The organism is Vulcanisaeta sp. JCM 14467, from assembly GCF_001316245.1.
In the GTDB taxonomy this organism is placed as follows: Archaea; Thermoproteota; Thermoprotei; order Thermoproteales; family Thermocladiaceae; genus Vulcanisaeta.
Genome location: NZ_BBDM01000002.1, coordinates 114804 through 132488, shown reverse-complemented (window position 1 = coordinate 132488; position 17685 = coordinate 114804). Strand labels below are relative to the sequence as shown.

31 protein-coding genes are annotated in these 17685 nt (G+C 44.5%); 13 read left to right on the top strand and 18 right to left on the bottom strand.

The features are described from left to right. The first annotated feature begins 50 nt into the window (after positions 1–50). On the top strand, positions 51–443 hold the full coding sequence (locus JCM14467_RS02750; protein WP_054849060.1) for a hypothetical protein: 393 nt from the start codon (positions 51–53) through the stop codon (positions 441–443). A gap of 61 nt (positions 444–504) precedes the next feature. Further along, positions 505–819, top strand: a complete 315-nt coding sequence (locus JCM14467_RS02745; RefSeq protein ID WP_252900505.1) for a hypothetical protein — start codon at positions 505–507, stop codon at positions 817–819. Positions 820–964: 145 nt separating this feature from the next. On the opposite strand, the gene JCM14467_RS02740 is transcribed toward JCM14467_RS02745, so the two are convergent. From JCM14467_RS02740 to JCM14467_RS02715, 6 genes are all read right to left on the bottom strand, one after another. Continuing rightward, the gene (locus tag JCM14467_RS02740) at positions 965–1402 is read right to left on the bottom strand and encodes a hypothetical protein (protein WP_054849058.1); all 438 of its coding nucleotides are present in this window, start codon (positions 1400–1402) and stop codon (positions 965–967) included. 119 nt (positions 1403–1521) lie between these two features. Next, complete coding sequence (locus tag JCM14467_RS02735; protein WP_252900504.1) at positions 1522–2505, bottom strand: hypothetical protein; 984 nt, start codon at positions 2503–2505, stop codon at positions 1522–1524. Positions 2506–2525: 20 nt separating this feature from the next. After that, complete coding sequence (locus JCM14467_RS02730) at positions 2526–2852, bottom strand: hypothetical protein (RefSeq protein WP_054849056.1); 327 nt, start codon at positions 2850–2852, stop codon at positions 2526–2528. 237 nt (positions 2853–3089) lie between these two features. Then, a complete protein-coding gene (locus tag JCM14467_RS02725) occupies positions 3090–3365 on the bottom strand; it encodes a hypothetical protein (protein ID WP_252900503.1) in 276 nt (91 codons plus the stop codon). Between the two features lie 67 nt (positions 3366–3432). Continuing rightward, positions 3433–3789 carry a hypothetical protein gene (locus JCM14467_RS02720; RefSeq protein ID WP_252900502.1) on the bottom strand — a complete coding sequence of 119 codons (357 nt, stop codon included), beginning with the start codon at positions 3787–3789 and terminating at the stop codon, positions 3433–3435. A gap of 49 nt (positions 3790–3838) precedes the next feature. Further along, the gene (locus JCM14467_RS02715; protein WP_252900501.1) at positions 3839–4075 is read right to left on the bottom strand and encodes a hypothetical protein; all 237 of its coding nucleotides are present in this window, start codon (positions 4073–4075) and stop codon (positions 3839–3841) included. Positions 4076–4289: 214 nt separating this feature from the next. Between JCM14467_RS02715 and JCM14467_RS15200 the strand changes: the two genes are divergently transcribed. Both JCM14467_RS15200 and JCM14467_RS15195 read left to right on the top strand, forming a co-directional pair. Further along, entirely contained in the window at positions 4290–4427 is a 138-nt protein-coding gene (locus JCM14467_RS15200; RefSeq protein WP_252900500.1) for a hypothetical protein, read from the top strand. Between the two features lie 261 nt (positions 4428–4688). Then, complete coding sequence (locus JCM14467_RS15195) at positions 4689–4850, top strand: hypothetical protein (protein ID WP_252900499.1); 162 nt, start codon at positions 4689–4691, stop codon at positions 4848–4850. 53 nt (positions 4851–4903) lie between these two features. Here the strand turns inward: JCM14467_RS15195 and JCM14467_RS02710 are convergent, their stop codons facing one another. From JCM14467_RS02710 to JCM14467_RS02685, 7 genes are all read right to left on the bottom strand, one after another. After that, a complete protein-coding gene (locus tag JCM14467_RS02710) occupies positions 4904–5521 on the bottom strand; it encodes a DUF4145 domain-containing protein (RefSeq protein WP_054849052.1) in 618 nt (205 codons plus the stop codon). Between the two features lie 48 nt (positions 5522–5569). Then, complete coding sequence (locus JCM14467_RS15190; RefSeq protein WP_252900498.1) at positions 5570–5725, bottom strand: hypothetical protein; 156 nt, start codon at positions 5723–5725, stop codon at positions 5570–5572. After that, the gene (locus JCM14467_RS02705) at positions 5698–5916 is read right to left on the bottom strand and encodes a hypothetical protein (RefSeq protein WP_252900497.1); all 219 of its coding nucleotides are present in this window, start codon (positions 5914–5916) and stop codon (positions 5698–5700) included. Before JCM14467_RS02705 ends, JCM14467_RS15190 begins: the two co-directional genes overlap by 28 nt. A 125-nt stretch (positions 5917–6041) precedes the next feature. After that, positions 6042–6320: a hypothetical protein gene (locus JCM14467_RS02700; RefSeq protein ID WP_054849050.1), complete on the bottom strand. Its 279-nt coding sequence runs from the start codon at positions 6318–6320 to the stop codon at positions 6042–6044. 14 nt (positions 6321–6334) lie between these two features. After that, positions 6335–6793, bottom strand: a complete 459-nt coding sequence (locus JCM14467_RS02695; RefSeq protein ID WP_252900496.1) for a hypothetical protein — start codon at positions 6791–6793, stop codon at positions 6335–6337. Positions 6794–6839: 46 nt separating this feature from the next. Next, a complete protein-coding gene (locus JCM14467_RS02690) occupies positions 6840–7259 on the bottom strand; it encodes a hypothetical protein (RefSeq protein WP_054849048.1) in 420 nt (139 codons plus the stop codon). 334 nt (positions 7260–7593) lie between these two features. Continuing rightward, on the bottom strand, positions 7594–7842 hold the full coding sequence (locus tag JCM14467_RS02685) for a hypothetical protein (RefSeq protein WP_054849047.1): 249 nt from the start codon (positions 7840–7842) through the stop codon (positions 7594–7596). A gap of 131 nt (positions 7843–7973) precedes the next feature. On the opposite strand from JCM14467_RS02685, the gene JCM14467_RS02680 reads away from it, so the two are divergent. The 5 genes from JCM14467_RS02680 to JCM14467_RS02660 all read left to right on the top strand — a co-directional run bounded on the left by JCM14467_RS02680 (position 7974) and on the right by JCM14467_RS02660 (position 11805). Beyond that, positions 7974–8153: a hypothetical protein gene (locus tag JCM14467_RS02680; RefSeq protein WP_054849046.1), complete on the top strand. Its 180-nt coding sequence runs from the start codon at positions 7974–7976 to the stop codon at positions 8151–8153. Beyond that, entirely contained in the window at positions 8153–8932 is a 780-nt protein-coding gene (locus tag JCM14467_RS02675) for a vWA domain-containing protein (protein ID WP_054849045.1), read from the top strand. The genes JCM14467_RS02680 and JCM14467_RS02675 overlap by 1 nt, the downstream gene beginning before the upstream one ends. 24 nt (positions 8933–8956) lie before the next feature. After that, positions 8957–9577 (top strand): PP2C family serine/threonine-protein phosphatase, encoded by a 621-nt coding sequence (locus JCM14467_RS02670; RefSeq protein ID WP_054849044.1) that lies wholly within the window; start codon positions 8957–8959, stop codon positions 9575–9577. 165 nt (positions 9578–9742) lie between these two features. Next, complete coding sequence (locus tag JCM14467_RS02665; RefSeq protein ID WP_054849043.1) at positions 9743–10234, top strand: hypothetical protein; 492 nt, start codon at positions 9743–9745, stop codon at positions 10232–10234. 26 nt (positions 10235–10260) lie between these two features. Next, positions 10261–11805 carry an ankyrin repeat domain-containing protein gene (locus tag JCM14467_RS02660; RefSeq protein ID WP_054849042.1) on the top strand — a complete coding sequence of 515 codons (1545 nt, stop codon included), beginning with the start codon at positions 10261–10263 and terminating at the stop codon, positions 11803–11805. A gap of 73 nt (positions 11806–11878) precedes the next feature. Here JCM14467_RS02660 and JCM14467_RS02655 read toward each other — a convergent pair whose 3' ends face one another. Next, positions 11879–12580, bottom strand: coding sequence for a hypothetical protein (locus tag JCM14467_RS02655; RefSeq protein WP_054849041.1), 702 nt, complete (start codon positions 12578–12580; stop codon positions 11879–11881). Positions 12581–13056: 476 nt separating this feature from the next. On the opposite strand from JCM14467_RS02655, the gene JCM14467_RS15185 reads away from it, so the two are divergent. Continuing rightward, positions 13057–13200: a hypothetical protein gene (locus JCM14467_RS15185; protein WP_252900495.1), complete on the top strand. Its 144-nt coding sequence runs from the start codon at positions 13057–13059 to the stop codon at positions 13198–13200. Positions 13201–13250: 50 nt separating this feature from the next. Here JCM14467_RS15185 and JCM14467_RS02650 read toward each other — a convergent pair whose 3' ends face one another. Beyond that, positions 13251–13622, bottom strand: coding sequence for a hypothetical protein (locus JCM14467_RS02650; protein WP_054849040.1), 372 nt, complete (start codon positions 13620–13622; stop codon positions 13251–13253). A 137-nt stretch (positions 13623–13759) separates the two neighbouring features. Between JCM14467_RS02650 and JCM14467_RS02645 the strand changes: the two genes are divergently transcribed. Continuing rightward, positions 13760–14038 carry a hypothetical protein gene (locus JCM14467_RS02645; protein ID WP_252900494.1) on the top strand — a complete coding sequence of 93 codons (279 nt, stop codon included), beginning with the start codon at positions 13760–13762 and terminating at the stop codon, positions 14036–14038. Here the strand turns inward: JCM14467_RS02645 and JCM14467_RS15180 are convergent. Both JCM14467_RS15180 and JCM14467_RS02640 read right to left on the bottom strand, forming a co-directional pair. Continuing rightward, entirely contained in the window at positions 14033–14443 is a 411-nt protein-coding gene (locus JCM14467_RS15180; RefSeq protein WP_252900493.1) for a hypothetical protein, read from the bottom strand. The two genes, JCM14467_RS02645 and JCM14467_RS15180, sit on opposite strands and share 6 nt — an antisense overlap. 2 nt (positions 14444–14445) lie before the next feature. Continuing rightward, positions 14446–15381 (bottom strand): hypothetical protein, encoded by a 936-nt coding sequence (locus tag JCM14467_RS02640; RefSeq protein WP_252900492.1) that lies wholly within the window; start codon positions 15379–15381, stop codon positions 14446–14448. A 234-nt stretch (positions 15382–15615) separates the two neighbouring features. Between JCM14467_RS02640 and JCM14467_RS02635 the strand changes: the two genes are divergently transcribed. After that, a complete protein-coding gene (locus JCM14467_RS02635) occupies positions 15616–16092 on the top strand; it encodes a hypothetical protein (RefSeq protein WP_252900491.1) in 477 nt (158 codons plus the stop codon). Positions 16093–16236: 144 nt separating this feature from the next. Here JCM14467_RS02635 and JCM14467_RS02630 read toward each other — a convergent pair whose 3' ends face one another. Next, positions 16237–16467, bottom strand: a complete 231-nt coding sequence (locus JCM14467_RS02630; RefSeq protein ID WP_054849038.1) for a hypothetical protein — start codon at positions 16465–16467, stop codon at positions 16237–16239. A 217-nt stretch (positions 16468–16684) separates the two neighbouring features. Between JCM14467_RS02630 and JCM14467_RS02625 the strand changes: the two genes are divergently transcribed. Beyond that, the gene (locus tag JCM14467_RS02625) at positions 16685–17443 is read left to right on the top strand and encodes a hypothetical protein (protein WP_054849037.1); all 759 of its coding nucleotides are present in this window, start codon (positions 16685–16687) and stop codon (positions 17441–17443) included. Positions 17444–17685 lie beyond the last annotated feature (242 nt).

The following is a 17685-nucleotide window of genomic DNA, read 5'->3' as shown; positions in this document are numbered from 1 at the left end:
TATTACCTATTCTTACAGCATTATTTATAGCGTTCTCGGTAGTATTCGCCATGGACACAATACTACACCCATTCATAAGCGTAAATAGCCACGATGCAATAACGGCCGGGTTAGGCATCATGGTGCTGGCAATCCTAGCACTACTCATGATAAACCTTACCGTGAAAACCACGGGAATCACAGACCAAGGGTCCGCAACGAATCAAGGGATTAACTATATGGGCGCGCATGCGCTAGATATCGTTAACGAATACTTTAACCCAACAAAGGCAAAATCAATACTAAGCCACCTCTACAAAACCGTCTATTACGTATTATCATTCTTCCCAAAGCTGAAACTGAGCATAAACGCACCCAAACCCTACTTAAAGATATACGTGAGCAACAACAGGCTATGCGATGAACTTACAAATTTCGTAAAAAAACCACTTAAACGAGGATAACGAGAAGAAGCTGGGGAAGTTGAGGGAAATACTCGGTTGCGAGGATGGTAAGGGCCGGAGCATGAGTGGGCTCAAGGATTTACTCGAGATTGAGTCACCATACGAACTCCTGAGCCTGGATAACCCTAACTCTAGCGAACTACTCCAATTGAGAAGTGCTGATGGTAAGCGAATGACCGTGTTAATCAAGGCTTGGAAGGGCTGTACGCATGTGGTGAGGGATATCGTGAGGAATGTGGACCCCAGGTTCGATAGGGTCAGGATTAAGTGTAGGCGTGGGAGGGTAATTACCGTATTCGCGGTGGGGCATGAAGAACTACTCGGCGAATTAGACCTAATACTCAACCTATACGGCAAACCACCAAACTACGGATAACAATCCAACACACGGCATAAATTATTGCAACTAGAAATAGAAAGTTATGCGAAGTTACGGCATAAAATCGAAAAACTGAATCAGAAGAAGTGATAGTAGTATAGCTTGGCTACAGCCTTCCTGGCGCCACCCTCATCACCACTCCTTAGCGCGTTGGCAAGCTCCCTAAAGAACCTCTTGGGAAGCTCCTTGTTAAACATAGCACTACCCACTTCAGCATGGAGTATTGCCAAGTCCTTATCGCCAAGGCTAGCGCCCGTAGTAACAGGATGAATTGGCCCATTGACGTCGCCGGCGCATAAACCTCAATGAGCTGCCTAGTGTTGGCCCTATCCAACAAATCACGCGGGACGCCCGCACTACTGAGCGTTAACGTGATAAACCTCCTAATGGCATCCTCCGCCTCCTTATCACCCTTCATGGCCATGTGGGCATAGGTACATAATTTATCCTCAGGCTCCCTCAGCTCCTTACATGATGGTTCATCCGTAGTGGATTTACCTAGAATCTCATCGAGGATTTCCGAAAACGCTTTCTTCACATGCCACAGCATTGCCAATGACACCCCCCATTCACTCGGCATATCTACCATCGCGCCCAGGTACTTCAGTATGAAATGCGTGGCGACATTTAATTGCGCATTCGCGCTGAGGAGCTCATCATGATCCTTAAGTAGTTTCTCCGCATCCCTAAGCCTTCCAGTCAGGCTAATGCAATTAAGTAGCCGCCAAGTATGTAAGTCATTAACCCAGGTGATGACGCACTTTGTTCTTCTTTCTGGCTTTCCTGAATATATTCGTTCCAAAGCCCCTCAAATTCATTAATTACATCGTTAAAATGCCCATTCATCAATGTCCTCAATGCCATTGCATAGGCAGCCAATAACCTACCAGCTATGTAATATGCCCAGCCCCATCTACGTGAAGCGTCCGCAACCCTTCTATAATAGTCCTCAGCCATCTTAAACTCACCCCTATTCCGTGCGCAATGACCCAAGCCAAGTAAAGCGAGGGTCTGGGCTTCCTTAATAGCTATGTTAAGCGCCACCTCAGTCCTTGCCACATAACGCCACTCCAAGTACTTCCTAAGCTCTGGATGTCTCTTTAGGAATTCCCTGGGATTCAAAGATGCTTGCTTCTCGATCTCCTCAAGATCTCGCGACAGTTTTTCAAGTTCCTCGCACACATAGCCATACAGTTCCATTTTCCCAGTCGAGGCGAGGCGTTCATACACATGAGTCTTTATTATTATCTTTAAAGTATCGTCCTTTACCTCACTAAGCAAGTGAGCTGCCCTACCTGAATATTCGTCGTATCCTGTCTTAACTAACGCATTAACATATGTTTCCACCAACCTAGCCTTAACCCACTCATCTAGATCATCGGCATTGACATAAATATTATCAAGCATTTCATGGACTAGATTCGTAACCGCAATACTTGCTGCATTGCTGATTAAGTGCGTCCATCCGCTTCTATGTAAATTACGTAGCGGAGTTAACAGCCTTATCACATTATCCACGTAGTATGTTGAATCATTTATCTGTCTCATGCTAAACCCGGAGAGCCATAGCGCCGTCTCAGCCGCCTTGGCATCGACGTCTTCACCAGCAGCCTTAGCGCCAGCGAGGAGTATGGAAAGTCCAAGGGCATAAACGGCCTCAACAAACCGACTCCCCCTACTCAACCACTTACTCCTCAACTCCTCTAACTCTTTAGCAATATCCCTCCACTTATTAGCATATACCTATGTATGCCATTAATCTCAATTAAGTCCATTAATAAGATGTTAAGTCCACCATCTCCCCAAAGAAAAATCGTATCTATACTACAGGGCTTGGCAGCCTCAATAAGCCCCTTGAATAAGTCCTTATCTCTCAACGACTCTATAGTCTCTATGAGCAAGCGGAAGTGGGAGCGGTATTTGAATACTGCAGCTCCAGCCATTAACGCGAATCTACGCCAACACGGTAATTCGAGACGCTCCATACCACTCTCCCATCTCATTCTCCCAAACCACCTAGTCACATCCATTTTTACATTCTATTTATCTTGCTTAAAAACATTACTGACATTCAATTACCAATCACATAATCAACCAGACCCAAGAAAACCCACCCAAGACGCATAGTCACCCCATGGCCACCCAACCTAACCATATCATAGCTAAGATAAGAGCAACCAGGAAGTACCCCCACCAAGCCAAGGCACATGATTCCGAGCAGGGATTACAATACTAAACTAATAATAAATCATTGCGGAGAGGATACCTCAAGACTTACGAATAAAATATTCATGATATACCAAAATGAGCATTACGGCGATTGCCAGTCCAATTACGTGGTTTATATCTGCTATCGGTATACATCTTATGAATATGGCGACATCCACAAGGACGATCGTGATTACGGCAAGCACATACGTTGCATCACGCAGTGGCCTGGGCCAATCCCTCACCAGGTGTATGGCACTGACCAACCGCATCGATACGTAGGACGCGGCAATTACCTGGAACACGGTGAAGACGGAAGTGCCTATGCTCGGCACGCCAAGCATTGGCCACGCAATTAATGAAGTAAGCAGGAATCAGCGAGTGAAGTCAGTAATACGAACCTCATAAAGCCGATAGGTCAATCCCAGGCTTAGCCCTAAGCCTAAGCATAACAACCTCATAAGCCAGCAGAAGGTCGAGTAATGAAAGAGTCGGCGCGAGCACGCTCTCCAGGAAGTAAAACGTTGGATTCACGTGGATAAGCACAGCCTCGTAGGCGTTGAATGGCGATGAGGCGAGGATGATGAGCATGGGCAGGTTAAACACCCTGGCGTGGCTACTTGACACATTCCAGTAGTAATTCATGTATGGTCTCAGGTAAGTGAATGATAGGGAGTAGGCGAAGTAATAGATCATGAGGAACACAGAAATAACTACAACAACCAACACAGCATCCCTAAACACCGAGCCCACAAACACCACACCCGCACAGGCTTAAGTATTTTGCCATGAATACACTAAAGATTCATTATTTATTGACCACCCTCCTCCTAGCGTATTGGCTTAGCCTGTCCATCAACTCCTCGTAGAGTTGGTCACCCATCATTACCCTTAGGTAGACCTCCAGGTCCAGGTTACCAACCGCATCATCGTAGTCGCCCATTATTGCGTCGTTGATGCCTAGGAAGAATTCGTAGAGGAGCCTTAGGCTACCCTCATCATTGTCACGAATCGCCTTCACCACATTCTCTTCCAGGAACCTCACGCGCTCATCACACATATTCCTAGGAACCACGCCAAGCTCCGGATCCCCAACAAGCCTAAAAGACCTGGCGAATCTGACTCCCAGCTTTCTAGGGTTAATCTCATCTAATGATTACTCGTGTTCAATTACTCCTTAAAACACACCGCCGACGTAACCGCCCATCCCTATTTCAATCACTGAAGACTTATATAGCCTCTTTACGCATTAACTGCCCGTGTGCAGGATGCTTGCCTACGTGGGCGAGGACAGGGAGGAACTCGAGGAACTACTCAGACCTAGAGGAACTAACCAAAACCAAACAAACCAAGGGCTAGTTGATGTGGTTCTAAGAACCATCAAAATCCCAACCTAAACGGCTCATTTTCACTTAAGCAATTACGTAATACCCCATGCATCATTCATTAATAAACACGGTAGTAACACCACTCAAGGATTGATACTATAACGAACTCAAGGATCAATAAGCATACTTATACCCATGACCAACGTTCATTTAGACCCAAGTCAATTAGCGACCATAACTCCAATCATGCAGCTAATAAAATAATCGATATAGTAATTTATCTAGACCAAAAGCGAGATATCGAACCAGTTACGACTCACCTGGAGGTTAATGAAGACAAGACATGATAATCGAGGTGAGGAGCAAGGACGGCATAGCAATGGAGCTAGCCAAAGCAAAAAAGACTCAACAAAGATATTGATATTAAGAAGATTCTACGAGAGCGAGGGATTCACGAAGTGCATACTCATACAGCAGACCTTGTCTAGGTGAATTTTCCTCTTCCTGCCTAGGCTCAGGTTCATGGATTGAGTCTCGATTAAGGATTACTTCCTCGTCAAATTGCTTGCTAGGTGGTTCATGATTTCGATAATGCACCTCAGCGCCTCCTCTATGTCGTTATCGCCAATCCAGAGCTTAAGTTCATCAGAATTAATAGCCCTAATAAGCTGTCTCCATTGCCTCTCACCAATATGCGTTACGAAGTTCCCATACTCCTTAATCCTATTAGCACAACCAATCAAATCACCGTTTAGCAACCCTTTTCGTCCAGCCTCACTTATTAATTGACCTAATGTACACTCGTCGTAAGTCTTATCATGTTCGTAGGTGATGAGCATACCATCATTACTGAACTTCGGATTACTCATGCTCAGCACCGAGTGTAGCATGGTCTCGAGTGATGCCCTAACCATTATTGCCGAGGCATCATTAAATCCCATGGCAAATAACAGCACGGCATTACCAAGCAATTGATGAGCCAAGCCAAAGAGCAGGTAAGCCCTGCCTAATGAGTCCCAGTTAATCAAGCCCCAGTAATACTCAGCCTTACGAAACCTAGAAGCATGCTCACTGCACAACGCAACCTCAGGCTCACCAACAACATACCTAATCCTCACAACCCCACCAGCCTCCCTCGGACAAAAAGGAACACCACACCTCACAACCTAGTCGCCATGCTACATATTATTTAAGATATTGACACAGCCTATTCACATCATGACATACAAACTCATGACCACCAATCTGCTTAATATCAATGCCATGTCATAAGCCACAAATAAGTACTTCAATACCGTTAATCCAATCATGAAACTAATCAAGAAGTACTTAATGGCAATCACACCAAGCTCTTCACAGTGCCCCATCGCTTCAGGACCCAACGATACAATAGATACAATGTAGTTACAATGACTTGGTAGGTAATGATTGCCAAGGCAATGGCCAAGTAATCACTAAGGTGTAGTTGGGTGGCGAAGGCATTACCCTCATACAGACCGAGAAACACGACACCGACACAACTAATGACCAAGTCAATAACATTACCGACAGTAGCCAACAAAAATAATAACCAAATCCACCCAGCAAAGGAATTAGTATTCATTAATAACATGAAATGAGACAATAATTTAAGAAATTTAGCCTAGTTCGATTTAATGCCTAACTTAGATTTACTTTCTAACCTTAGGATACTTTAACTACGTCAGTATGATCCCAATCATCGCCAATAATTAACTTAAGTCTAACAGGCTCAGCCCTACCATTCTCGCAGGTTACTTGAACCTCGATCATGTAGATGAGCTTAGTTAAGCAGTCCTGCATCCTATTAAGACAACCATAAGCCATTACGTCTGGTCTGGCGAACCATGCATAGGGTAGACTACCACCGCAGGCTGTTGGTATGTTTTGACATAAGTTTTGATTGATGACGAAGAATGGCTTATTACTGACATCAAGCGGCATAGCTACTAGGTTGATTATCCTAACATCGTTCGGATTAATATTAACCCTAGCGACGTTACCAGCCAGGTTAAGTCAAGCCAATCAACATACTCACCACTAGGTCCACCCACACACTTACAATAACCACTAGGATCAAGCCTCTCCAACACCCTAACCTGAGCAACACAATCCTTAGCCGCACCACGACCAACATTCCTAACCGCAAGCCTAAGATAACCAACGATATTATTGTTAGGAGGACGCTGAGTACCGCAGAAGTCCGGGAAGGTAGTCAGTATTGGCTTCCTAATTGCAGGCTCACTAAGGACCTCGATCCTCAGTATAGGCGTAGTGACGAGACTCCTAAAATACTCCTGAAGCCCCGTCGCAATTAATGTTAAACCTGAGCCGAATATTGGTCCAGCAATTACTGAGAAATTAACAGTACTGTGTGGCAATGCTGGTATTGTTAAAAACGTAATTCCCATAGACATTGCTAAAATACCAATAGCAGTTATGGTGAGGTTACCACCAACTACCTCAATTTCTCTCCCAGGAAAGACCACGGCAAAAAAAGACCTGAGGAATAGTTGGAATACTAAACATTGCAGAAACTTCGATAGCAATTGATAATTCAAATAATAAAGAAGGAAATAATAATACGTAATAAGCCACTAAAAACGCCATAGATATACCAGCAAGAATTGATGAAAATATTATCGTTAAAAATACAAGGTTTTTATTAGAGACAGGCCTAGCCAGCAGCCTAGGAATGAGAAGCATAATTATTATACCGAGAATAACGAGAAAACAGATACTGTATATGGATACCGTAACTGGTATCCTAGTTATTAATAATTGAAATTCCTCCGCAATAGCAGATGTGACAATAGTTTGGCAAATAATTAATAATATTGCCATTGCATTGCTCCATTCTATTTTTCGTCGTATAACACTCATTTATATTTTAACAAATATATGCGGAGCCTAATAAATATACTGTTTAATACTATGCTAGTATAAATTACAGCAACCTTAGAACTTAAAAATATAATCCCGAATCTCATTACACTATCTTTTTATTAACTAATTAAGCATTAATAAATGCGTTTAGAGCTAGGCAAAAGCCCACCTCTGGCACTCCTAGCTTAATCACGCTGAGATACGTCACATACATATAAGACTTTATGCATCAACATTCTAAAACTTACTTACTAACATAGTAAGCGCAGTGCATACATCAGGATTAACTTTCATTTACATTATATTCACGTCATACTTATGACGTTTATCGTCATGGGTCTACCTGTACCTTATGGGTCTTCCTTATTGTTCCCCTCCTGCCGAAGGCTATTGATATTGGTGTTAGTATTACGTTGATTATCACGTTATATGCACAGCCATACCTATACGTCCTAACAACCCTCAAATTCACACCATACATGTTAAGGTACTCCCAACGATACATGTCATAAACGTGGTTATAAGCAATCCTAGCAGCCTCGCCAGGAGAAATAGAACCACCAGAACAACAACCACCCATTAAGCACTAAAAACAAAAGCCACACTAAAATATTAACATCAACAGGAGGAAGATAATGAGGAATTAATAAAAATAAACTACTGAAGATCTAAAAATACTTAAATAATCCACTTCGGAGTTGCTTAACGGTTATGAGCTCAATACCCGCCGAGATTCCGTATCCTCAGGAGCCTAAGCAACCATTGTTACTCCTCGTTGATGTCTCAGGCTCAATGACACCAAGGATTTCTAGATTAGTCTCTGGGCTTCGTTTGCTTAAGGAGGAGATTCTTAAGGATGATATCGCCAGGAGGAGGGTTGAGGTTGCATAATGGCCTTTGGTGGTAGTAATGATGAAAACGGCGTTAGGCTGGTCCAGGACTTCGTACCTGTTGAGAAGCTTGATGTTGATTACGTAAGTGGATTATTAATCCCTGGAGGTCTCACGCCAATGGGTCACGCACTGCTCAAGGCTGTTGAGGCTGTTGAGAGGAGGAAGCAGCAGTATAAGGAGCAGGGCATTAATTACTACAGGCCCTGGATCTGGCTAATAACCGATGGATACCCAACAGACATATTCACACCCACCGACCAATTACTAATCCTACCTGGCAATCACATCATAGTAGTTGATGATGAGGTCAAGAAAATGATCCAGGAACAACCGCTCTACCAAAATATGAGCAATCCTACGGCATATACCTACAAGGACGCAGGAACAGTGCCCGTTTACCTAAGCGATGAGGTGATAAATAGGCTGCGCCAGAGGCCCATGGCCGATGTAGCTAAATATTGTAGTAATGACTTGTATAATACGGTTGTGTCGAGGCTTAAGACAGGCATTGATAATAAGAAGTTCATCCTATGGCCCGTTATTGTTGGCAAGCCTGGGGAGCTCGATTTAGTGCTTGGCTTCATGGTCCTTAGGGACTGCATAATGAGTAGGGTTGACCCAACCAGGCCACCAGTCTGGCTTGAGGACACTGAGCAGAGGTGGAGTGCAATGTTCCAGTGGCTCTCAACGAGCATTAAGCTAACATCAACAAGCAGACCAGGAGAGACGCAGAAGCTGCCTGACATAAGTGGTTGGGCACAGATTAAGGTTGTGTAGGCATGAAGACTTAAGGGGCTTGCCATGCTTAAAATAATTGGTGTATCATTGATCGGCATTACCCATAGGAGGAGGGGTGAGCCTCTCCAGGACTTCTTCAATGCATATATCGGCAATCCCCAGGTTTCTAACCATCAGGAGGGTAATGAGTGGGTTAAGGGGTGGTTCGTGGGTGATGGTTCGGCATTCGTATTCGTGGCTGACGGAGCTGGTTCAGCAAGGTATGGGAGGGATGGCGCTAGATACGCCGTTGATTCGGCGATCAATTTCGTGAGGAATAATGACTTAGCGAGTAAAGAGCCTGGTGAGGTGTTGAGGGCTGTCCTCAGGATTGCCCTGGAAGGCATTGAGCGTAGGGCCAAGGAGCTCAACGCAGATATTGAGGACTTAGCCACAACATTCATGACGCTATACGTGAGGAGTCATGAGTGCTTCTCCGTTGGTGTCGGTGATGGCTATGTAATCATTGATGACGGTAGTGGCCTCAAGCTCCTCAATGAGCCCGTCAAGGGCGAGTACTTCAACGAGACCCAATTCATAACGAGCCCGGAGGTCATGAAGGCGATTAGGATAGGGCGATTGAGGTTAGGAGTGGTAGGTGCGATGCATTCGCCGTTGCGACTGATGGTCTTTGGCCAACGATAATCGATGGGAAGCCATACGAGAAATTCTACAGGCCAGTAATTGATTACTTAAGGAGTAGCAGTGATGTTGGTAAGGCTGTTGATGAGTTGCTAAACCTACTCAGGAGCATGCAGGAGAGGTATCCATCGGCCTACGATGATGACTTGACAATGGTGGTTGGCGCCTATGAGTAGGAGTAGTAAGTTCAGGGTTGAGTGGGCGCCGTATGCAGTTGAGTACCTGGGCACCAACAAGCTACCTAATGTAGTCACCATTGATGGTGAGGTTGGTAGTGGTGGCGAGGCAGTCATATACTCAGTGCGTGAATTACCCAACGCATTAATCAAGCTCTACCGCACAAACGACCCAAGAGAGCTCTCGATTAGGGAGGAGAAGATCAAGGCAATGATCAAGGCCAAGCCACAGGAACCAACGCCAGGCCACATAACCTTCGCATGGCCGCTCGGGATAGTCCGTGATGAAAATAGCAACTTTATGGGCTTCGTAATGCCTTACATAAGAGGTGCTGTCGAGTTATCAAGTATATTGATACCCTATGATTATGAATGGATTAATAAATTTAGGGATTTTGGCGTACCCCCTGATAGATTAAATGAAATTAAGAGGAATATTTCCTTATTTAAGGTTGGCGTTGCCTTAACCTGGTTAAGGCCGTAGGTTATCTACACGTTGTCGGCCACTTCGTGGGTGACCTAAATGATAGGAATGTGCTTGTTAATAGCGATGGCTTCGTAACATTAATCGACACCGACTCCTTCTTCATAAGGGACCCAGACACTGGGCGTATTTACCCAAGCGAGGTCGGCGTCGGTGAGTACACAGCACCAGAGGTCTTGAAGGGAATAGTTGGTGCCGATAAGAGGAATGTAAATACGGACATGTTCTCTCTCGCCGTATTAATCTTCAAATTGTTGATGAACGGTTTCCACCCATTTGCAGGTACAGTACCAACTAGAGAGAGCAATACAATTGAAGATAATATTAGAGAATGTATATCGCCATACTTTGGTCCAAAGAGGAACATTGTTATAAGACCTCGATCTAAGTACGCACCAAACTTAAACGAATTACCCCAGGACCTTGTTAACCTCTTCGACCAAGCCTTCAATTGTGAAGGATTACCAAGACCCAGTGTAATGGATTTCGCAAAGGCCCTCGAAAAGTACTACCACCAAACTAGGCAAAAGGCACCCCCGCCAAAAATACCATGTACATTCCCCAACGGAATACTAGAGCTCAGAGATTTCGAGATAAAGTATAGGGAGAACAGGCTAGGATTTACTCAAACAAGCATTGTCGCCCATATAGACTCAGTCATTTATTACATGCTTAAGGATGCCGAGGCCCAGGGATGCTCTCTAGATGAGGTTGAGGACTTAATAGTCGACATAATAATCGATACGCTTGAAAGACTAGGGATCGATCGAGAAGCCATTGAAAAGGGTTACCTACACGGGATCCCCGAGCTAAGAAGGAGAATCCTCATAAAAATCTTCCCCAAACTAGCCCCATCAATAACCCCATCACCTCCACCAAGACGCACTCCACGAGCACCTCCATCACCTCAACCATCACAACCACCTCCAACGATAAGTCTCGACCAACAATTGCTCGACGCAGTTAAAAATGGTGATTTAAGCAAAGTTATTGATTTAATTAAGGCGGGCGCCAACGTTAATGTAAAAGACCCCACTTATGGCATGACGCCGCTTCATTACGCTGTTTTAGGAAACCGCCTTGATATCGTGAAATACTTAATCGAGAATGGAGCAGATATAAATGCGAGAGATAATACCGGTAAGACCCCACTTCACTTCGCAGCCAAGAATGGTTACCTTGACATTGTTAAGTACTTAATCGAGAATAAAGCCGATATTAATGTAAAGGACAATATTGGCAAGACCCCCCTGGATTACGCTGAAGAGAATGGACATAAGAACGTCGCCAATTATTTAAGAAAAATAATGAAGAAACAAGCACCACCACAACAAAGAGCGGCAAGTCATGATTTAGCTCAAGATCTTCTTACGGTGGTTTCCATAGCATTTTCGGTTGGTTTCCTATTGTTTGCGGTTGGGATGCAGGCATTATCGATCTCAATATTCTCCGTGATACTGGCCGTAATAGCAATAGTGCTCAAGCCAAGGTGGTACACAACGACCTGGCTCATTGCAGTAATACTCACGATAATGGCAGCAGCTACCCATGGACGACAATACTCGCCATAGCACTATTCATACTCTACCTAATGTCACTACTCGCATATTGGGGATTCAGGGGTAGTAAAAAGCTAAAGCAACCCTAACCACCACTGCATACTAAGTGCGTTGCTTCGAAATCCTCATATACCGTCACCGGAACCACATTATTATTATAAATAACAACAACGTAATAATCATTATTATACTCATTATTCGATAGAACTATGGACTCACTAATCGACGAACCCTCCCACTCATAAACATAAGACCACGGATAATTATACCCAGCCACCTGATCCGCGTAATAATTCGTAAGGTTGAGCCAATCCATGATATATACTACGACAGGTCCGTTGTTCGATGATACGTATATATTACCGTAGAGTGTGCAACCATAAGGTACGAACGCGAGACCGATATAATAAAATTCTCCTGAATTTATCGTTACATTATCATACTCTGATTCACCATACATTACCGCATTTACTAGGTTAGATACGTTCTCATATTCCTGCTGTAATACGCTGTAATCCTGTTGAAGTGCGTAGTAATTATTCTGTAACGATTGATACTGAGACAATAATGGGCCATATTGACTTTCCATATTTGTATAATTAGTTAATAACTTAGTGTAGCTATTGTTTAAGGCCTCATACCTCTCCTGTAACGTCTCATACTTAGAGAGCAATTCCTGATAATTAATCGCTAATTCATTGCTTTCATAGGCCGAGAAGGCAGTAATTATCACTAGAATCACGGCAAGCGCCAACATCACGATCAAGATCACCTTTACCCTATCCATTATTTAAGAGCTAAATAATACCACTTATTTGCCTTTTGTTCTCCTCCTCGTAAATATTAATAACCGAATGAAGTACGAAGACGCTTATCATATCGTTTCACAACAATCCTCACCATGCTAATTACCTCCTTTCTCATTAAAGGCTATTAATGTGATATGGTTGGTTTATGAGGAATACCTTTAACGAGGTAAAGAGACCAAATGGCGTTAAGGAATTTAACGAGATTATGAACTTAATAGGCATAAGTTTTAGCATAAAAGTTTTGGCACACTATTGTACTGGTAATGATGAGGAGAGAAGGGCGTATAGGATATTCATGGGTAGATATATGTCGTAGTATGTCGTAAAATGATTAATGAGTTGAGGGTTGTGAGTTGGTGCGTGTTAGGGTTTAGTTCTTTTGTGCTTATTGGGTGTTTGGTTCTCTTTCATAATGATCGTGTTGGCATTATTAATGATTGAATGCTAGGTTCTATTGGGACTAGCCGATAGGTTGGAGTGGTTGTGGTGGGTCATCCTCAAGGTTTCGCCTGGCCTTGCCGGGGTGATGTACTTTGGGCTCATTGTGGATTTATGGTTAGTGTCTCCTAGGTCTGGTTGTGGGTTGTTCTTGGCTTAATAAGGGGGTTTGGTGGGGTGTGGGGTTGATATTGTTGTCTTACTTGGGTATTATTTTACGTATTCGTAGATTAGGTTGCCCTTGTCGTTGAGTCTTTTCCTTATCCTGCCCTTGCTGCTTAGGTTTTCGATTGCCCTTAGTATGTCGGCAACTCTTAAGCCCTTGGACTTGCCCCAGGCCATTAGTTCGTCTTTTGTGATTACTCCCCTGTTCATTATGTGGTTTAGTACCATGTCCTCGACTCCGCCTGTTTGTTGTGGTGTGGCTTTCTCGGTGGTCTTGGTCTCGGTTGTTCTTGCCTCAGTTGGTTTGGCCGTGGGTTTTGCCTCGGCTTTTGGTTTTTCCTCTGTGCCGTAGAGGAATGTGGTTATTGATGCTGTGGCTTGTTCCTTACTTTCCTCCTTCTTAGTTCTTCTGGGCACGTGTTTATTATTAAATTTAGTTTAATAAATGCTTACTGTTGCCATTAATGGGTGTATTATGGGCAATTGTTTATAAGGGGTTTATGGTGTGCGATTGCTGATGGGTGTTTTTGAGGGTAGTAGGTTTTGGGCTGTGATTGCCCTGTTGGTTAGGCCTAGATGATTATGTTAGGTATTGGGCTGTTGAGTCCATTGGGCTCACCATCGTGGTTATTGTTGCCTGGGTCATTGTGGAGATTGTCTCCATAATCTTCGCGTTCACGATAGTGATACCACTGGTCCTGAAGGTGCTTTATGGGCTTGGTGTGTTCCTGGTCTGGATAATTGGTTTGTTTAAGGCGTTGACTGGCGACTACTGGAGGCCGCCGATTATTCACGAGACCAGTGAGTGGGTTAGGAGGGTTTTGCAGTTATAGGTCCTCGTGGAGGACCTTGAGCCCGAGTAGTTTGGCGAATTCCTCGAGTTCTTTCCTATAGTCTCCGTAGATCACGACCCTATGCCAACCGCCGCGCCAGTGCCAGTTGTGGGCTACGTTGGTTGCGTTGCCGCTGCCTATGAGTTTCGTGGCGCATGCCTGTGGTGAGTATTCGTTGCCTATTGACCTGGATACGTGGATTGTTAGTAGTCTTTCCTCTGGGTTGAAGCCGATCACGGTTATTGGTTCGTTTGTTGGGAGTTTGACGTGTATTGATGCGTGCTTTGTGCCTAGGTGTGCCTTCGTTATTATGTAGGGCACCTCGGGCTTGTCTCCGCCGTGTGGGTTTGTTGGTGCGTAGCAGTGGTGGTATATGAATTCACCCCTCTCCTCATCAATCCCCACGTTCACTGTGAAGCCATTCCTGTTGATAGGTACTTGGCGATTAGTATTGGGATTGCCGCGTATGGGTCTGCCTCGCACACGGGCATGACCCCGTCGTACCAGAGCTGCATGTAGCCTAGGCATGGCCATGCCCTTAGGAGACCTGTGTTGTAGAGTACGATGCAGTCCACGGCGATCGCATCCACGCCCAATTCCCTGGCCGCATTCCTCATTGCCACGTATAGCCTAGCCGAATTCCTAATCTCGTCCATCGAGTCGTCGTTGATCACCTCAGCATTCTTGACCCACCTATCCGCCCACTTACCCGCCTCCTCATCACTGACCTTGTCGAAGAACCTCGCCCTAAACTCATTGGCGTCCATCATGATCGGCGTGACGCCAGTTATTGACTGTATCAACCTAAGCACGCTGTACATGTCCGTGTTGGGGCCAAACTGCCAGTAGAGGTGGGACTTGAGGCTTGGTGATACGATGAATAGGACCTTGCTTGACCTGAGTCTGGCTAGGGCTATTAGGTACTTGACCTTGGATAGGGCGGCCTGGCTCGTTATGTCTCGGGTTGCAATGCCAATGACTGGGTAGCCCTCGCTCATTGCCTTGCTTAGCCCGAGCACATACTCGCCGGCTCCTGCGTAGGCGTCGGCGATGATGACCGTGGGCTTGCCGCTCCTGATTATTGGGTCTATGAAGCCCATTGCCGAGTTTAGGGCTATGACTAGGTAGCCTGCGGCGTTTCCCTCGGTGTTTAGGAATACCTGTATGTCCAGTGTATCCCTGATGTCGTATGGGACGAAGTTGACGCCTGGGTATGAGGACCTTAGGGCGTTTAGGAAGTTGTTCCTCTCATTCTTTAGGTACTCCATTGAGCCTGGTGGTGCGCCTAGGTCGCCTATTGCTGGGTCTATGAAGGCTATGGGTATTCTTATGCCTGGGTTCATATGTTTGTGTTTTTGTGTTGTGTTTTATTCTTTATGTTCCCTATCATTATCTTTTATTATCTTTAAATTAGGTGTTGAGATTTAAAATAAGAATTGAAAGAAAACCAGTATTCTTAGAAAAAATAAAGAAAAAACTTAAAAAGGGAAGTACTTGCGATTCGTTTAATGAATTACAAAGTAAATAGAGGTGATATGGATCCTTTACATATATTCTTGGCAATTACTTTGGTTATCTTGGTAATAGCTGTGCTAGCGTCATTCCACTTCAACGTGAATAATATTGAACAAACCATATACTCATTAATGGGCAATTCAAGCGTCAGCAGCAATACTAACCCGAGCTACGTAAGCGTCAGCGCCACAGTGAGTAGGGCAAATGACGTGGACGTGATAACAATAAGCGTTACCAATAACGGAAACAACCAATTAATACTGAGTGGCACAACAATAATCGGCTCTGCGCAGTGCAATCTACAACCATCGATAATAATACCGCCGAGGAGCACGGGTGAGATAACACTATTGATTTATATGATAAATAGTACAATGACCGGCCCAGTAACTGTGAACCTAGGTGGTAGCGCCTATTCACCGGGAACACCGCAAATATTCTGCTACAGCGCCCACTTCAGCTTGTCAGCGTATGGTGGGCCCGCCGTAGTATTTAGTACGGTAAATGGTGGTAATATCTACGTGAATTTAAACCAATGACCCTTTCAATCCATTAAACCTACGTCTCACCCGATGTAACTACAATACTCACGCCCTTACTCGTCTCAACACCTCAGATAAACCAGGCAATGGCCGCTGTGAGTCTCATGGTCCAGACGGCCATGTTTAGTATTAGGAATTGGTTTAATGGTGCCGAGACTGCCCAAATGGTCTCGGTATTAGGGAGCCAATTGATATGGTCCTAACGAGACTGACAAACGTACTCCTACGCTCTGTCGGCCATAACTCACCCTTGAAGGTGTCCATGGCGAGGTATTGAATGCCGATGAATATGTTGAGTAGGAAGTCCATGAGTAGGAAGATGGTGAAGTTGCTGACTATGGGCTTCATTAGGGCTACGATTATGTATGTCATCACTACGGCACCGCCTGTGGGGAATGATAAAACAGACTTTCTATCTATGATTTTATTAGTGAATAATCATAAACAATAACGTCATCCCAACCAATGCATATTAATAAAGAGTCATAAACAATAGTGAGTTATCACCATAACCTAATATCATTACTACTCATCGACCTAATACAAAACTAGGTTTTAATACCAGAGCAGGAAATAACCCATAGGCGCAATGGGCTTAAGCCAAGAGGATAAGGAGCGTTTACTGAGGGCGCTGGAGGAGGATGCTGAGTTCAGGTTAGCAGTAGTGGGTTTACTGGGCATCACGGATTTACAATCCTCAATTAGGGAGTTGACAAGTGCCGTTCGTGAGCTTGTGAATGGTCAAGGGAAGATTCTTGAGATTATGAGGCAATTACTCGAGAATCAGGAGAGACTCTGGGAGGGCCAGAATAGGTTGTTTGAGGGTCAAAATAGGTTATGGGAAATCCAGGGAAAATTATTGGAGGTGGTAAATAAATTGCTGGAGGTGGATAAGCAGCTCCTTGAGAATCAGGAAATGATGTGGCGGGAATTAAGGTGGTTGCGCGGCGCACTACTTGAGATTAGGAATGCATTGGGTGGCGGGTTTGAGTACTACACAGCCAATGTGGTTAGGACGATACTCAGGGAGAGGGGCTTTGATTGTGAGGTCCTGGTTAACGTGACACTACCCATCGATGGCTATAAGGAGGTCGACATATTCTGCCCAGACCCACTGGTCGTGGGTGAGGTAACCATGACACTAAGGAGCATTGAGGAGACCAATAAGGAACTTGAGAAGCTAAACGCCTCGGTTACTGTGGCCGAGAAATTCACGGGGAAGAAGACATACCTAAAGGTACTAGCCGTAGAGAACGCACCAAGTGACGTGACGCAGTACCTAACCGAGAAGGCCAGGGAGCAGGGGATTTACTTAATCCTTGGTAGGGAGTACGAGAAATGGTATTGATAAGTATTTAGTTCTATTGCTAATATATTGCCTATGTATAGCCGTGTTGGTTAATACATAGGTTATATGCCTAGGGAAATTGAACATTGATTAGGAACTGAATGATTACGAAAACTGTGCGCGCGCCCGACCCAACTCGCGCAGTACTATCGTTAAGTTGTTCATCAGATTCTTCGATCTATATGTCGTGGATAAGCCGTGCTTTGACGGCGTTATTTCTTGGGTTTTATTTACGTGACTTG

Bases quoted from the DNA above. Each gene is read 5' to 3' on its own strand.
- JCM14467_RS02750 (WP_054849060.1), top strand. From the start codon at position 51: ATGGACACAATACTACACCCATTCATAAGCGTAAATAGCCACGATGCA.
- JCM14467_RS02745 (WP_252900505.1), top strand. From the start codon at position 505: ATGAGTGGGCTCAAGGATTTACTCGAGATTGAGTCACCATACGAACTC.
- JCM14467_RS02740 (WP_054849058.1), bottom strand. From the start codon at position 1,402: ATGCCGAGTGAATGGGGGGTGTCATTGGCAATGCTGTGGCATGTGAAG.
- JCM14467_RS02730 (WP_054849056.1), bottom strand. From the start codon at position 2,852: ATGGATGTGACTAGGTGGTTTGGGAGAATGAGATGGGAGAGTGGTATG.
- JCM14467_RS15195 (WP_252900499.1), top strand. From the start codon at position 4,689: ATGAAGACAAGACATGATAATCGAGGTGAGGAGCAAGGACGGCATAGC.
- JCM14467_RS15190 (WP_252900498.1), bottom strand. From the start codon at position 5,725: ATGGGGCACTGTGAAGAGCTTGGTGTGATTGCCATTAAGTACTTCTTG.
- JCM14467_RS02700 (WP_054849050.1), bottom strand. From the start codon at position 6,320: ATGCCGCTTGATGTCAGTAATAAGCCATTCTTCGTCATCAATCAAAAC.
- JCM14467_RS02695 (WP_252900496.1), bottom strand. From the start codon at position 6,793: ATGTCTATGGGAATTACGTTTTTAACAATACCAGCATTGCCACACAGT.
- JCM14467_RS02690 (WP_054849048.1), bottom strand. From the start codon at position 7,259: ATGAGTGTTATACGACGAAAAATAGAATGGAGCAATGCAATGGCAATA.
- JCM14467_RS02685 (WP_054849047.1), bottom strand. From the start codon at position 7,842: ATGGGTGGTTGTTGTTCTGGTGGTTCTATTTCTCCTGGCGAGGCTGCT.
- JCM14467_RS02680 (WP_054849046.1), top strand. From the start codon at position 7,974: ATGAGCTCAATACCCGCCGAGATTCCGTATCCTCAGGAGCCTAAGCAA.
- JCM14467_RS02675 (WP_054849045.1), top strand. From the start codon at position 8,153: ATGGCCTTTGGTGGTAGTAATGATGAAAACGGCGTTAGGCTGGTCCAG.
- JCM14467_RS02670 (WP_054849044.1), top strand. From the start codon at position 8,957: ATGCTTAAAATAATTGGTGTATCATTGATCGGCATTACCCATAGGAGG.
- JCM14467_RS02665 (WP_054849043.1), top strand. From the start codon at position 9,743: ATGAGTAGGAGTAGTAAGTTCAGGGTTGAGTGGGCGCCGTATGCAGTT.
- JCM14467_RS02655 (WP_054849041.1), bottom strand. From the start codon at position 12,580: ATGGATAGGGTAAAGGTGATCTTGATCGTGATGTTGGCGCTTGCCGTG.
- JCM14467_RS02640 (WP_252900492.1), bottom strand. From the start codon at position 15,381: ATGAACCCAGGCATAAGAATACCCATAGCCTTCATAGACCCAGCAATA.
- JCM14467_RS02630 (WP_054849038.1), bottom strand. From the start codon at position 16,467: ATGACATACATAATCGTAGCCCTAATGAAGCCCATAGTCAGCAACTTC.
- JCM14467_RS02625 (WP_054849037.1), top strand. From the start codon at position 16,685: ATGGGCTTAAGCCAAGAGGATAAGGAGCGTTTACTGAGGGCGCTGGAG.